This is a genomic window from Pseudotabrizicola sp. (genome assembly GCF_030684215.1).
Lineage (GTDB): Bacteria > Pseudomonadota > Alphaproteobacteria > Rhodobacterales > Rhodobacteraceae > Pseudotabrizicola.
Genome location: NZ_JAUXOV010000052.1, coordinates 80,279 through 94,873, shown reverse-complemented (window position 1 = coordinate 94,873; position 14,595 = coordinate 80,279). Strand labels below are relative to the sequence as shown.

The following is a 14,595-nucleotide window of genomic DNA, read 5'->3' as shown; positions in this document are numbered from 1 at the left end:
GGAGGAGACATCATGCAGCGTCACGTCGCACGACTGGCCACCACGCTGGCCCTTGGTCTTGCCCTGACAGGCACGGCCTTTGCAGACCCGGTTGACGACAGCCTTAGCATCGAAACAGATGATGGTGTGCTGGAGATCGTGACCACAACCGCCGCCCCTGCCCATCTGTCCGATGTGATGGATACGATCTATTCCGGCTGGCACTTCCGCGAGGACGAAACCCGCGCGCTTCAGCGCGATGATTTCGACAATCCGGGCATGGTCTATGTCGACCGTGCGCTTGACAGCTGGAACAAGGCGCAGGGCGCCAAAGGTGAAAGCTGTGCAGGCTGCCACGAAGGCCCCGAAAGCATGAAGGGCTTGCGCGCGGTAACCCCGCGTGTTGATGCGACCACGGGCGCTTTGATGACCGTTGAGAATTACGTCAACGAATGCGTCACCGACCGTATGGGGCTGGAAGCCTGGGGCATGACCGGCGACAAGATGAAGGACATGCTGGCTCTGATCTCTATGCAGTCGCGCGGCGAGGTGGTTAATATCGCCATCGACGGCGCGGCGGCTCCGTTCTGGGAAGCGGGCAAGGAAATCTATTACACCCGCTTCGGGCAACTGGAGATGTCTTGCGCCAATTGCCACGAAGACAACCAGGGCCGCTACATCCGCGCTGACCATCTTAGCCAAGGGCAGGTAAACGGCTTCCCCGTCTATCGTCTGAAAGACGCGGGCATCCTGACAGCACAACAGCGTTTTGTTGGATGTGTCCGCGACACCCGCGCAGAAACCTTCAAGCCTGACTCGGCTGAATTCAAGGCGTTGGAACTTTACGTCGCCTCGCGCGGCAACGGCCTTTCGGTCGAAGGCGTGTCGGTCCGTCACTAAAAGTCATCCTCCCGCTACGGCGGGAGGCTATCCCACTGTAAAGACAAAGGCATCACGGCCACCGCGTTTGCGCGGTCATTGCCGTCATGCCAAAAGCCAAGGACACGTCGATGATAAGCCGCCGCGAATTTTTACAAGCGTCCCTTGCCGCCTCCGCGATTGTCGGCGTGTCAGGCTTTGGTAATTGGTCGCGGCTTTCCGCGCAGCAGGCGCTGACCGAGGATCAACTTTTGCAGTTTGACGATTTCGGCAATGTCACGTTGATCCATATCACCGACATTCATGCCCAGCTTAAACCGATCTGGTTCCGCGAGCCAGAATGGAACATCGGTGTGGGTGATGCGAAGGGCAAGCCGCCGCATGTGGTGGGCGACGCCTTTGCCCAGATGTTCAACCTGACCCCGGGCAGTGCCGAAGCCTATGCGCTGACGCATGAAGATTTTGTCGCCCTGGGCAAGACCTATGGCAAGATGGGTGGTATGGACCGCGTGGCCACGGTGGTCAAATCCATCCGCGCCGCTCGGCCTGACGCGTTGTTGTTGGATGGTGGCGACACATGGCACGGGTCAATGACCAGCCTACTCACTAACGGTCAGGATATGGTCAACGTGATGAACGCCCTGACCCCCGATGCGATGACCAGCCATTGGGAATGGACCTTTGGCACCGAGCGCGTGCAGGAAATCGTGGAGAACCTGCCCTTTGCCTTCCTTGGTGCCAACATCTTTGATGCCGAGTGGGATGAACCCGCGTTTGAACCCTATAAGATCTTTGAACGCGCCAGCACCCGCATCGCCGTGATTGGTCAGGCCTTTCCCTATATGCCCATCGCCAACCCGCGCTGGATGTTTCCTGAATACTCGTTCGGTATCCGCGAAGAACGCATGCAAGCCGTGGTGAACGAAGTCCGCGAAGCCGGGGTCGATCTGGTGGTTTGCCTGTCGCACAATGGCTTTGACGTTGACCAGAAGATGGCTGCCCGCGTGCAGGGCATTGATGTGATCCTGACCGGCCACACCCATGACGCCATTCCCGAACCGGTTCTGGTCGGCCAGACCATCCTGATCGCATCCGGGTCCAATGGGAAATTCGTAAGCCGCGTCGATCTGGATGTGCGTGACGGCAAGATGATGGGTTTCCGCCATAAACTGATCCCAATTTTCGCAGATGTCATCACCCCGGATGCCGATATGGCCGCCCTGATCGACGCCGAACGCGCGCCGTTCAAAGACCAGCTGGAGGAAAAGATCGGCACAACCGAAAGTCTGCTGTATCGTCGCGGCAACTTTCAGGGCACATGGGATGATCTGATCTGCGACGCAGTGCGCAGTGAACGGGACGCCCAGATCGCCCTGTCACCCGGCGTGCGTTGGGGGCCAAGCCTGATGCCCGGCGATGATATCACCCGCGAAGATATCCATAACGCCACCTCGATGACCTATGGCCAGGTCTACCGTACTGAGATGACCGGCGAGACGCTGCATGCCGTGCTGGAAGATGTGGCCGACAACCTGTTCAACACCGACCCCTATTACCAGCAGGGCGGCGATATGGTGCGCGTGGGCGGGATGGGCTTTGCTATCGACGTCTCGAAACCCATCGGCAGCCGCATCACCAACCTTGCCCTGACCGACACGGGCGAGGCGATTGACGCCGCAAAATCCTACACCGTCGCAGGCTGGGCATCGGTGAACGAAGGCACCACCGGCCCGCAAATCTGGGACGTGGTCGAGGCGCACATCCGCAAGCTCGGCACCGTCAAACTGGACCCCAACACCTCGGTCTCCGTGACCGGTCTTTAAGCAACAGGAGCGTTCGCCACATGACCGACGAACCACATAACCACACATCGCGCCGCACGTTCCTGCGCGGCACCGCTGCCGCTGGGGCCGGGCTGATGGCAACTGCTGCCCACGCCCAAACGGCTGACCCACTGATCACCGAGGTGCAGGACTATGCCTCGGGCTTTGGTGATCCGGTCGATGCGGCCCCCTATGGCACGCCGATTTCCCATGAGGCGCATGTTGTGCGTCGCAATGTGGAATGGCTGACCGAAAGCCCGGTCAGTTCGATCAACTTCACGCCGATCCACGCGCTGGAAGGCACGATAACCCCGCAGGGCTGCGCGTTTGAACGCCACCACTCTGGTGCGATCGATATGACCAAACAAGACTACCGCCTGATGATCAACGGGCTGGTCGACACCCCGCTGGTTTTCACCTTTGAAGACCTGATGCGCTTTCCCCGCCACATCACCACCGCGTTTTGTGAATGTGCGGCCAATGGCGGTATGGAATGGGGCGGCGCGCAGCTAGAGGGCTGCCAGTTTACCCAAGGCATGATCCACAACATGGAATACACCGGCGTCATGCTGCGTGACCTGTTGGCCGAGGCGGGTGTGCAGACCGCTGGCAAATGGGTCTATGTCGAAGGCCACGACGCATCGTCGAACGGCCGCTCGATCCCGCTGGAAAAGGCACTTGATGATGTGATGGTCGCATTCTTTGCAAATGGCGAGGCGCTGCGCAAGGAGCATGGCTATCCGGTCCGTCTGGTTGTGCCGGGCTGGGAAGGCAATATGTGGGTCAAATGGATCCGCCGGATTGGGGTCTATGATCAGGCCGTGCAAAGCCGAGAGGAAACCTCGAAATACACCGACCTGATGCCTGACGGGCGCGCGCGCAAATGGACATGGGTGATGGATGCCAAATCCGTCATCACCTCGCCCAGTCCGCAGGCACCCATCCGCCACGGCGCAGGCCCCTTGGTCGTGACCGGTCTGGCGTGGAGCGGTAACGGCGCGATAACCCGCGTTGATGTATCCACCGATGGCGGCAACACATGGGCCCCGGCCCGCATTTCCGGTGATGCCAAGCCAAAGGCCCTGACCCGCTTTCACTATGACATGAACTGGGACGGGTCTGAGATGTTTATCCTGTCACGTGCGGTGGATGAAACCGGCTATGTCCAGCCCACCAAGCAGGCGCTGCGCGATATTCGCGGCACCAACAACGTTTACCACAACAATTCCATCCAGGTCTGGTGGGTGCGCGCTGACGGAGAGGTCGAGAATGTCGAAATCGCTTAAACTGGTGCTAGCCTCGGCCGTTCTGACCACATTTGTCGCCCCTGCCCTTGCCGAACCGCTGGGCCTTGGCCGCCCAGCTTTGACCGAAGAAATCGAAGCCTGGGATATTGCCGTGCTTCCCGATGGCACCGGCCTGCCTGTTGGGTCTGGCGATGTTGAAACCGGGGAAGAGGTGTTCGGCTCTTACTGCGCCTCGTGCCACGGCGATTTTGCCGAAGGGCTGGACAGTTGGCCGGTGCTTGCCGGTGGCAATGGGTCGCTGACTGACCCTCGCCCGGTCAAGACCATTGGCAGCTATTGGCCTTATCTCTCAACCGTTTTTGATTATGTCCACCGCTCAATGCCCTTTGGCGGCGCGCAGACGCTGACGGCGGATGACACCTACGCCATCACCGCTTTCCTTTTGTATTCCAACGGGATTGTCGAAGACGATTTCGTTCTGACGCAAGAAAACTTTACCACAATCGTCATGCCCAATGTTGACGGCTTTTACGAAGATGATCGGCCCCAGACAGAATACCCGCTGTTCACCGGCGAACCCTGCATGGAAAACTGTCTGAAAACTGACCCGCAGGTCACCAAACGCGCCGTCGATCTGAAAGTGACCCCCACAGATGAAGACGGCAAACCCGCCGGAACCTTGCCGGTCTTGGTGGCCGATTCAGGTGGCGCTGCGGTGACGCCCGCCGCCAAGGCCGCTGCGGCCGAGGCCCCGGCTGACGTTGTAGCAGAAGCCCCCCCGGAAGCGGCAGCACAGCCAGAAGTTGTCGTTCCCGCCACCGCAGACCCGGTCCTGATCGCCGCAGGCGAGACAGTGTTCAAAAAATGCATGGCCTGCCATAAGGTGGGTGAAGGTGCGAAAAATGCCGTCGGCCCAACGCTCAACGGTATCGTAGGCGATGCGGCCGGGGTGGTTGCTGGCTTCAACTATTCCAAACCGCTGCTTGCCATGGCCGAGGATGGGCTGGTCTGGGATGACGCCGCGCTCCATGCGTTTCTGGAAAACCCACGCAGCTTTATGAAGGGCACCAAAATGGCCTTCGCCGGGTTGAAATCTGAACAGGAACGTGCGGCCGTCATCGCATATCTGGCCAGCTTCGGGGGCTGATCGGGGATGATACGGCAAATCTTTCTGGCCCTGACCCTCGCCGCAGCCACAGCTTTGCCCGTCGCCGCCGAAAGGATCGGTGACGCGGCACGCGGGGCCACGCTGTTTGACCGCCAGTGCAAGGCCTGCCACCAGATTGGAGACGGGGCCACCAACCGCGTTGGCCCCACTCTAAGCAATATCTTCGGGCGCAAAGCAGGCACCGTTGCCGGGTTCAAATACTCCAAATCCATAACCCGCATGGGCGCTGATGGCCTGACATGGACCCTGCAAACCCTTGATGCCTATATCGAAAACCCAAAGGCGCTGGTGTCTGGCACCCGGATGAACTACCGTGGCATGGCCGATGCCTCCGCCCGTGCCGATCTGATGGCATTCTTGCGCGATTATTCCGATCAACCGGCCAACATCCCGGAATCCGAGCCGACGGCGCGCAAGTCCGAGCCTACCCTTGATCCTGCGATCCTCGCCATTCAGGGCGACCCGGAATACGGTGCCTATCTGTCATCCGAATGTTCTACCTGCCACCGCCGCGATGGTGCCGATGAAGGCATTCCGGCCATCACCCAATGGCCACCCGAAGATTTCGTGGTCGCAATGCACGCCTATAAATCCAAACTGCGCCCGCATCCCGTCATGCAAATGATGGCCAGCCGCTTGTCGAATGACGAGATTGCCGCTTTGGCCGCCTATTTCGCCACGCTCGAATAACCCGAGGGGCGGTCAAACCGCCTCCTTTTCATCTAACCGGAGGACCCTATATGACCCTGAACAGACGCCATTTCATCGGCACCGGCTTTGCCGCAGCCTCGCTCTTGTCGGTCCCCATGGTCTGGGGTCAGGCCAAACCGCGTGTCGTTGTCATCGGCGGCGGTGCGGGCGGGGCCACTGCCGCGCGCTATCTGGCTAAAGACAGCGCGGGTGGCCTTGACGTCACCCTGATTGAGGCCAACCCGATCTATACCACCTGTTTCTTCTCGAACCTCTACCTCGGCGGCTTCCGCGAGTTCGAAAGCCTCCAGCACGGCTACGATGGCATTGCCGCGGGCGGCGTCACCATCATAAACGACATGGCCACCGGCGTTGACCGCGCCGCCAAAACAGTCACCCTCGCCGGTGGCCAGACCGTGCCTTATGACCGGCTGATCCTGTCGCCGGGCATCGACTTCCGTGACGGCGCTGTGCCCGGCTGGTCGGCTGACGCCCATGCCGAAATCATGCCGCACGCCTATAAGGCCGGGCCGCAGACCCAACTGCTCAAATCCATGATTGAATCTATGCCCCAAGGCGGCACCTTCGCCATGATTGCGCCGCCAAACCCATACCGCTGCCCGCCCGGGCCGTATGAACGGATCAGCATGGTCGCCCATGCGCTCAAGCAAAACAACCCGACCGCCAAGATACTTGTCCTTGATCCCAAGGAAAACTTCTCGAAAAAAGCACTCTTTGAGGAAGGCTGGGCCAAGCATTACGACGGCATGGTCGAATGGGTCGGCCCGGAATTTGGCGGCGGCGCTGTTGAAGTACGGCCCGATACCATGGAAATCGTCGTCGATGGCGAGATACAAAAGGTTGATGTCTGCAACGTGATCCCCGGCCAGATGGCAGGTAAGATCGCAGCCATTGCCGGGGTCACTGACGATTCCGGCTGGGCTCCGGTTCATCCCGACAGCATGAAGACCAAGGCGGATGACAACATCTATGTGCTGGGCGATTCCAGTGCGCAGGGCGATATGCCGAAATCCGGCTACTCTGCCAATTCGCAGGCCAAAGTCGCCTCTATGACCATCCGGGGCGAGCTTTTGGGGTCCAACGTCTTTCCGGCGAAGTACTCCAATACGTGCTGGTCGCTGATCGCGCCCGATGATGGCGTCAAGGTGGGTGCATCTTATGAACCCACGCCGGAAAAGATCGCCTCGGTTGAAAGCTTCATCAGCGCGACGGGCGAAGATGCGGCGTTGCGCAAGGCGACATACGAAGAAAGCATCGGTTGGTATTCGGGCATAACCGCCGACATGTTCGGCTAGTATCCTCCCCCCTGACTGGCGGGCGCCTTACGGTGCCCGTCTTCTTTCCCATTGAAAGTTGCACCATGCTGACCCGCCGCCATCTCCTTGCCGCTCTTGCGCTGCCCTTTGCCCCGCGCACACTCTGGGCCGCATCGACCCTGACCATGGGGCAGATACAGGTTGATACCCTGTCCGATGGCAATCTGGTGCTGCCAGGTGACTTCATCCTTGGCGGCATGCCACAAGATGAAATGGCGCAGATTGTCGCCTCATACGGCCTGCCCACAGATCAGCTGACCCCACCGTGCAACGTCACCCTGATGCGCGATGGCACCAACACTGTGCTGTTCGACGTAGGCGCTGGCCCCGACTTTCAACCGTCGGCAGGCAAGCTGGCTGATGCGCTGGCTGCCGCAGACCTGAGCCCCGAAGATATCACCCATGTAGTTTTTACTCATGGCCATCCCGATCACCTTTGGGGCCTGCTGGATGACTTTGACGAACCAGTGTTCACAAATGCCGAATACTTGATCGGTCAGGCCGAATTTAACTACTGGACCGACCCGAACACCGTCGCCACCATTGGCGAGGCTCGAACAACCTTCGCCATCGGGGCCGAACGCCGCCTTTCGGCTATTGCCGATGCGTTGCGCTTTGTCAGCGATGGCGAAGAAATCCTGCCCGGCATCGCCGCTCGCCTGACCGCCGGCCACACGCCGGGCCATATGGCCTATGAACTGAGCGCAGGCAGCGAGTCTGCCATGGTGGTGGGTGATGCGCTTGGCAATCACCACGTTGCCTTTGAACGCCCCGATTGGGCCTCTGGCTCTGATCAGGATAAAGAACTGGCCGCCCAGACCCGGCTTGCGCTGCTGGATCAGATCACCGCCGCCCAGATGCGGCTGATCGGCTTTCACCTGCCCGGCGGCGGCATTGGCCGGGCCGAAAAGTCGGGCTCTGGCTATAGGTTCATCGAAGAATGAAACGCATCCTTGTCACCGCATTGTTGCTCGGCTCCCCGGTCTTTGCGTCCGAGGATATCCCTGATCAATACCCGCAATCGGTTTTGTATTCCAAACCGGTCGAGGTAATCCCGCATGTGTTCTCTGCCATCGGGGCCACCGCGCCGCCCACCTATGACAACGCAGGCCATAACAACAATCTGTCCTTTATCATCACTGGTGACGGGGTCATCGTGGTGAACTCTGGCGCCAGCTTCAAACTGGCGCAGGCGCTGCATACCGAGATCAAGGCCGTGACCAATCAACCGATCAAGCTGGTGATCGTTGAAAATGGCCAAGGTCACGCCATGCTGGGCAATGGCTATTGGGTGGCCCAAGGCGTGCCGATCCTTGCCCATACCGAGGCCGCGGCGGAATTTGAAGATGGGGCGGCGCAGGATCTGGCCAGCCTGCAACGCTATGCGCTTGAGAATGCCGAAGGCACCGTGATCGCTATGCCCACGGAAACCTTTACCGACAACAAAACCATTACCATGGGCGATGTCACGCTAGAGGTGCTGCACCTTGGCCCCGCCCATTCGCCCGGCGATACCCAAGTCTGGATTCCGCAGTGGAGCCTGATGATCGCGGGCGACATTGCCTTTCACGAACGCATGCCCCCGATCTTTGAGGGCACCTGCACCTCGTGCTGGATAGAGACATGGGATACCGCGCTGATGCCGCTGAACCCAACCTATGTTATTCCAGGCCACGGCCACCCCACCAATCTGGCGCAGGTGACCCGCTATACCCGTGACTACCTTTTGGATCTGCGCGCCAAAATCGGCGCCCACCTGGAAGACGGAGGCGATCTGGCGGGGGCCTATTACGTCGATCAATCCGCGTGGCGGCACCTTGATACGTTTGAGGAACTTGCCACCAAAAACGCAGGCGTGGTCTTTGCCGAGATGGAGTTTGAATAGGTTAGCCGCGAGGTTGCCCTATTCCTGCACCTGCACACCCGCCTGATCCACCACGAAATCGGTAATCACTGCGCCGATCCACATGCACAGCAACGCAAGCAGGGCGGTCGCTACAAAGATCGACCCGCCGGTTACTCCGGCCCCGATGGCGCACCCCCCGGCCAGCATCGCCCCAAAGCCCATCAAGGCGGCCCCAGCCATCGATCGCCGCATCTGACCTTCGCCCTCAAACCCCTGCAACTTCAACTCTCCTGCCCAGGCTGCAGCGACAAACGCTCCCAGAAACACCCCCGGGACCAGACCGATATCAAACCCCAACACTGAATCAGGGGTCAGGAAAAACATCAGCGTGTTGGCAGAAGGGCCCGAGAACGTGGCCGAAGTGACAGCACCCGGCTGAAACGCCTGTTGCGACAGGGCAAAGGTCAGCACCCAGCCCAAAGCAACCGCAAACCCGACACCAGACGCAAAGACCAGTGCCCGCGCGCCAATATGGTTGCGCAAGGCCAGCCACAGCGCAAATGCCGCGATGCCAATGCCGATCACAAATCCGGAAGCCGGCGGCAATGACAAGACAGCGATCAGATCAACATTCCGTCCCGACGGTGTTACCCACAAACCCGCCAACGCCTGCCGCGCCGGGGCAAGCAACCCGTGCAGCGACATCTGCGCGACGACCGCAAATATCATGCCCGACACAACCGACCTCAGATTGCCAGACGCCGCCAGAACCAGCAACCGCCCGGAACAGCCACGCGCCAGCACCATGCCGACACCAAACATCAGCCCGCCAATCACAGCCCCCGACCAAGACCCGGCGACCGCCATCATCCGAGCCTCGTCTGCGCGGAACAGTCCAAGCATTTGCGCGCCCTGCACCCAGATCACCGCCGTCGAAAAGGCCAACAGCCAGATGGCCAGTTTTGGTCCAATCTTGCCGCGGGCAAATTCTACCGTCGCCGCCCGCAAACAAAATGAAGACCGCTGCGCCGCAACCCCGAACACGGCACCAACCAACAAACCAAACAGAGCGGCCAGAAGCGGTTCTTCCACATGATCGAGCAACAGGCTGATATCCATCATGAGACCCTTCTTTGGTTCATTCTAGCGGGTTTTAGAGCCGTTCGATATTATTTTTTGGTGATCCCGACAGGACTTGAACCTGTAACCTGCCCCTTAGGAGGGGGCTGCTCTATCCAGTTGAGCCACGGGACCACACGCGTCTTCATGCGAAAAAAACGGCTTGGGTTCAAGCATGGACTTCATTGTGATGCTGAAAGTGGGGAGGTAGAAAAAGGGGGAGTGAGTTTTGGCCCACCACTCCCCCTCTGGGTCCGTTGCGTCTGGATTGAGAGCTTGCAGGACGCGCAGGATTTCATTTGCCAAACAAATGGCTGTTAGCGGTAACATAGCAGATCAATCGCCCTTGGACAAGGGCTGTGTTTGGCGCTAACAAGAAAAAGAACCCGCCGCAGAAGGCCATATCCATTGGTAAAGCCCGTCACCCCCGATATCCGCCGCACTCTGACCTTGCGCGATGTGTCCGAAGCTTCGGGCGTCAGTGAAATGACGGTAAGCCGCGTCTTGCGAAACCGTGGCGATGTATCGGAAACCACGCGCGAGCGCGTTTTGGAAGCGGCGCGGCGGCTTGGCTATGTGCCGAACAAAATTGCAGGCGCTTTGGCAAGCCAGCGCGTCAATCTTGTCGGTGTGATCATCCCCTCACTGTCAAATATGGTGTTCCCCGAAGTGATGACCGGCATTTCTGATGTGCTGGAGGACACCGGGCTTCAGCCGGTTGTTGGTGTGACAAACTATCTGCCCGAACGGGAAGAATCAGTCATTTACGAGATGCTGAGTTGGCGGCCTTCGGGTCTGATCCTTGCCGGGCTGGAGCATAGCGCGGCAAGTCAGGCAATGCTCGCACAGGCGGGTGTGCCGATTGTCGAGATCATGGATATCGACGGCACCCCGGTTGATTCCGCCGTGGGTATTTCGCATCGCCGCGCCGGACGGCAGATGGCAGAGACAATTGTTGCGGCAGGGTATCGGCGGATTGCTTTTCTGGGAACGCAAATGCCAAACGATCACCGTGCAAAAAAGCGGTTGGCCGGATTTGAAGAAGCCTTGGGTCGCGAAGGGCTGCTGCTGGCGGATCGTGAGTTTTACTCGGGTGGCTCTGCCCTTCTGAAAGGGCGCGAGATGACCGAAGCGGTACTGAAGCGCAGCCCCGATGTTGATTTTCTCTACTACTCGAACGACATGATCGGCGCCGGTGGGCTTTTGTACTGCCTTGATCAGGGCATTGATGTGCCGGGGCGCGTCGGGTTGGCCGGGTTTAACGGCGTCGAGTTGCTGGATGGTCTGCCGCGACGACTGGCGACGATGGATGCCTGCCGTCTGGATATTGGCAGGCTGGCTGCCGAAATAATCGCGGGCAAGCGGCCTGACGGGATTGTGGGTGGCGAAATAATCGAGCTGTCTCCGACCCTGCAGCCCGGCGACACGATCCGCAAAGTTTAGGCCATTGGCACCAGCCGTTTGATGGCGGCCACATGGTCTGCGCTGGCGGCCATGGCGTCACTGGCCAACAGGCGCGCGTCTTCCATCAGCGACTCGGGCGAGGTGATCCGGTCAATCAAGCCCCAGGACAGCGCTTCGGCCGCGTCAATGCGGGCACCACCCATCAACACCATTTTGCTGCGTGCCGGGCCGATCAGAGCAGACATGCGCCGCGGGTCGGTTGGTTGGGGCAGAAACCCCAGCTTCATCACCGGATAGAAAAACTTGGCGGCAGGCACAGCAAGCCGCAGATCGCAGGCCAGCACCATTCCCATCGCCCCACCCGCCAGCGTGCCATTCAGTGCGGCAATGGTCAGGCACGGCAAACCAGCAACACGCGCCGACAACCGTTCCCAAACCGGGTCTGTCGCCAGACCTGCGCGGGCGTCATCAAGATCTGCCCCGGCAGAAAACACGTTTCCCGCCCCGGTCAGGATCACCGCGCGCACCCCCTTAAGCTCTGCATGGGCCAAAGCCGCATCCAGTTCTTCAAGCATCAGGCGGGTAAGAGAGTTTGCCTTATCCTGGCGATTCAGGGTCAGGGTCAACAAGCGCCCGTCAAGTTCAACGTTGATCATTCCATCACTCCGATCGCGCGGCGGACATTTTCATCCCGCAATTTCACTTCTTCACCCAGCCATGTATCGCCACCCGGACCGCACATCCACAGCAGGCACTTGGCAGGCCAGTCCGCAGGGATATGAACCGCCGGATCAAGCGCCGAAACGGGGTTAATTCCGCTGGCCTTGATTTTGACCTGCATTTCCGTTGCGACCGTTCCCGGCGAAAGACCCATGATTCGCAAACCGTTCCCGCTTTCTTCCAGATGGGCGGCGCGAGTCAGCATAGCGGCCCCGGCCTTGGCGGCACAATATGCGCTCCACCCTTCATAAGGGTTACTGGCCGCGCCCGAACTGACAGTAATAATCGTGCCACCCCCCGCCGCCTTCATCACCGGGATTGCGGCGCGCATGCCGTTGAACACGCCCTTCAGGTTCACGTCGATAGACCGCCCCCAGGCATCGGCATCGGCATCTTCCAGCCGCGCAATCGGGTCGATCATGCCTGCGTTGTTGATCAGCGCATCCAAGCGCCCCCAGCGTGACAGTACCGATTGCACTGCATTTCGCATGGCAGTCGGGTCTGCCACGTCACAAGGCAGCGCAATAGACGCGGAACCTATCAGTCTGGACAGCTCCGAAATGTCATCAGCCGAACGCGCCAGAAGCGCCACGCGCCATCCGGCCTGTGCAAATACATGCGCAGCAGCGGCGCCGATGCCGCGACTTGCCCCAGTGATCATCACAGTCTTTTCGGTCATGGTCTTCCCCTTGCTTTGCGTGATCGCGAACCAGCGCAGACTGCCCCTTACCGGAAGCCCTTGACCCTGTGGCACGGTCAGAACAGGATATAAGCCAATCAGAGCATTTGTGGGAAAGGTGTATTATGAAACGGGCAACCTGTGCGACCTCATCCTTCTTTTTGTCGGTTTTATTGGGATTGCCCGTCGCCGCCCAGGTCACACCTGAAGAGGTGTGGCAAGGGTGGCAGAAAATGGGCGCAACTTATGGTCAGGCGATTGTCGCCGATCAAGTTGTGCGCAGTGGCGATACCCTGGTTGTCAGCGGCATGAAGATCAGCATGGATCAGGACGGTGCCAAGATTGACGGCGGCATTGATGAAGTGCGGTTCAAGGATCTGGGCAACGGAACGGTCGAAGTGACGATGACCGACACCTACACCATCGACATGACCATGCCAGAGAGTGGAAAAACGCAAGACATCAACCTGAAACTTACCCAGCCCGGCGTCAGCCTGATTGCTGGCGGCAGTGCAACTCGCACCGAATACACCTATTCCGCGCCCTCAGTCTTGATGGACATGCAGATCAGCGAAGATGGTGCTGTGCTGGCCAATGTAGCCTCGGCTTTGACCGGACTTGCGGGCACCTACACACTGGACACGAAGACAGCGCAAAGCATGCTGGACAGCGCGCTGTCGATCGACACGCTCGATTTCACAATCGTCGCCGGAGACGCTGCCGATGGCGCCAATATCACAGGCACACTTGGGGCGCTGAAGATGGGGTCCAACGGTACCTTCCTTGGCGTTGCAGCCATGGAAAACATGTCGCAAGCCCTGCGGGACGGTTTTGCCGCCGACGTAGATCTGTCTTACGGTCAAGGCAATTTTACCATTGATGTCCGCGACTCCGGCAAGGAAAGCAAAATCGTGGCAGCGAACGCAACCGGGCATTTTCGCGTCAACATGGGGGCCGAGGCTCTGCGCTATGGCGCGGGCGGCACTGGGGTAGAGATGGTGGTGACAGGGGCCGACATTCCGTTCCCGGAAGTCAGGCTCAGCTATGGCGAGGCATCGTTTGATTTTCTGATGCCATTGGTCGCCTCGGATCAACCGACCGACTTTACCTTTCTGACGCGGATTGTAGATCTGGCGGTATCTGATGACATCTGGACGATGTTCGACCCGACAGTGGCCTTACCGCGCGATCCCGCAACATTGGTCATCGACACAAAAGGCAAAGTGCGTCTGACCGCTGATCTGATGGACGAAGCCGCGATGGCGTCGCTGGATGATGGCGCGCCGGGCGAGATTCACGCACTGGATGTGACCGATCTGACCCTGAAGTTTGCCGGGGCAGAGTTGAAAGGCACAGGCGGCGTGACCTTCGACAACAGCGATACAATAACCTTTGATGGCGTTCCCGCTCCGACGGGTAGGTTTGATCTTGAGATCAAGGGCGGGAACGGTCTGCTCGACAAGCTGGTGGCGATGGGGGTGATTCCGGCCGATCAGGCGATGGGGGCGCGCATGATGATTGCGATGTTCGCCAAACCGGGTAGTGGGCCGGATGTGCTGAACTCCTCGTTGGAGTTTCGCGACAAGGGCTTTTTTGCCAATGGACAGCGTTTGAAGTAACCGCCGTTTGCAATGATACGGTCCTCGCCATGCGCGGGGGCCGTTGCGGTGGCTTGCAGGTGGGGGCCTGACGGACTACCTCGGC

The 14,595-nt window shown here is 59.4% G+C and carries 13 protein-coding genes and 1 tRNA gene; 10 read left to right on the top strand and 4 right to left on the bottom strand.

Features of this window, described 5'->3' with window-relative positions:
- Nucleotides 1–12: 12 nt before the first annotated feature.
- From soxA to Q8K08_RS10060, 8 genes are all read left to right on the top strand, one after another.
- Nucleotides 13–879 (top strand): sulfur oxidation c-type cytochrome SoxA, encoded by an 867-nt coding sequence (gene soxA / locus Q8K08_RS10095; protein ID WP_304801433.1) that lies wholly within the window; start codon nucleotides 13–15, stop codon nucleotides 877–879.
- A 110-nt stretch (nucleotides 880–989) separates the two neighbouring features.
- Nucleotides 990–2,681: a thiosulfohydrolase SoxB gene (gene soxB, locus Q8K08_RS10090; protein ID WP_305249982.1), complete on the top strand. Its 1,692-nt coding sequence runs from the start codon at nucleotides 990–992 to the stop codon at nucleotides 2,679–2,681.
- A 20-nt stretch (nucleotides 2,682–2,701) separates the two neighbouring features.
- A complete protein-coding gene (soxC, locus tag Q8K08_RS10085) occupies nucleotides 2,702–3,967 on the top strand; it encodes a sulfite dehydrogenase (protein WP_304801427.1) in 1,266 nt (421 codons plus the stop codon).
- Nucleotides 3,951–5,075, top strand: coding sequence for a c-type cytochrome (locus tag Q8K08_RS10080; protein ID WP_304801424.1), 1,125 nt, complete (start codon nucleotides 3,951–3,953; stop codon nucleotides 5,073–5,075). The genes soxC and Q8K08_RS10080 overlap by 17 nt, the downstream gene beginning before the upstream one ends.
- Before the next feature lie 6 nt (nucleotides 5,076–5,081).
- Nucleotides 5,082–5,786 carry a c-type cytochrome gene (locus Q8K08_RS10075; RefSeq protein ID WP_304801422.1) on the top strand — a complete coding sequence of 235 codons (705 nt, stop codon included), beginning with the start codon at nucleotides 5,082–5,084 and terminating at the stop codon, nucleotides 5,784–5,786.
- Between the two features lie 50 nt (nucleotides 5,787–5,836).
- On the top strand, nucleotides 5,837–7,102 hold the full coding sequence (locus tag Q8K08_RS10070; RefSeq protein WP_305249981.1) for an NAD(P)/FAD-dependent oxidoreductase: 1,266 nt from the start codon (nucleotides 5,837–5,839) through the stop codon (nucleotides 7,100–7,102).
- A gap of 65 nt (nucleotides 7,103–7,167) precedes the next feature.
- A complete protein-coding gene (locus tag Q8K08_RS10065; protein WP_305249980.1) occupies nucleotides 7,168–8,067 on the top strand; it encodes an MBL fold metallo-hydrolase in 900 nt (299 codons plus the stop codon).
- Entirely contained in the window at nucleotides 8,064–9,008 is a 945-nt protein-coding gene (locus Q8K08_RS10060; protein WP_304801414.1) for an MBL fold metallo-hydrolase, read from the top strand. The genes Q8K08_RS10065 and Q8K08_RS10060 overlap by 4 nt, the downstream gene beginning before the upstream one ends.
- 18 nt (nucleotides 9,009–9,026) lie before the next feature.
- On the opposite strand, the gene Q8K08_RS10055 is transcribed toward Q8K08_RS10060, so the two are convergent.
- Both Q8K08_RS10055 and Q8K08_RS10050 read right to left on the bottom strand, forming a co-directional pair.
- Nucleotides 9,027–10,088, bottom strand: coding sequence for a YeeE/YedE family protein (locus Q8K08_RS10055; RefSeq protein WP_304801457.1), 1,062 nt, complete (start codon nucleotides 10,086–10,088; stop codon nucleotides 9,027–9,029).
- A gap of 58 nt (nucleotides 10,089–10,146) precedes the next feature.
- Nucleotides 10,147–10,223 (bottom strand) — tRNA-Arg (locus Q8K08_RS10050).
- A 273-nt stretch (nucleotides 10,224–10,496) separates the two neighbouring features.
- Here Q8K08_RS10050 and Q8K08_RS10045 point away from each other — a divergent pair.
- Nucleotides 10,497–11,531 carry a LacI family DNA-binding transcriptional regulator gene (locus Q8K08_RS10045; RefSeq protein ID WP_304801412.1) on the top strand — a complete coding sequence of 345 codons (1,035 nt, stop codon included), beginning with the start codon at nucleotides 10,497–10,499 and terminating at the stop codon, nucleotides 11,529–11,531.
- On the opposite strand, the gene Q8K08_RS10040 is transcribed toward Q8K08_RS10045, so the two are convergent.
- The gene (locus Q8K08_RS10040) at nucleotides 11,528–12,148 is read right to left on the bottom strand and encodes an enoyl-CoA hydratase/isomerase family protein (RefSeq protein ID WP_304801409.1); all 621 of its coding nucleotides are present in this window, start codon (nucleotides 12,146–12,148) and stop codon (nucleotides 11,528–11,530) included. The genes Q8K08_RS10045 and Q8K08_RS10040 overlap by 4 nt on opposite strands.
- The gene (locus Q8K08_RS10035) at nucleotides 12,145–12,891 is read right to left on the bottom strand and encodes an SDR family oxidoreductase (protein WP_305249978.1); all 747 of its coding nucleotides are present in this window, start codon (nucleotides 12,889–12,891) and stop codon (nucleotides 12,145–12,147) included. Before Q8K08_RS10035 ends, Q8K08_RS10040 begins: the two co-directional genes overlap by 4 nt.
- 233 nt (nucleotides 12,892–13,124) lie before the next feature.
- Between Q8K08_RS10035 and Q8K08_RS10030 the strand changes: the two genes are divergently transcribed.
- Complete coding sequence (locus tag Q8K08_RS10030; protein ID WP_305249977.1) at nucleotides 13,125–14,510, top strand: DUF2125 domain-containing protein; 1,386 nt, start codon at nucleotides 13,125–13,127, stop codon at nucleotides 14,508–14,510.
- Nucleotides 14,511–14,595 lie beyond the last annotated feature (85 nt).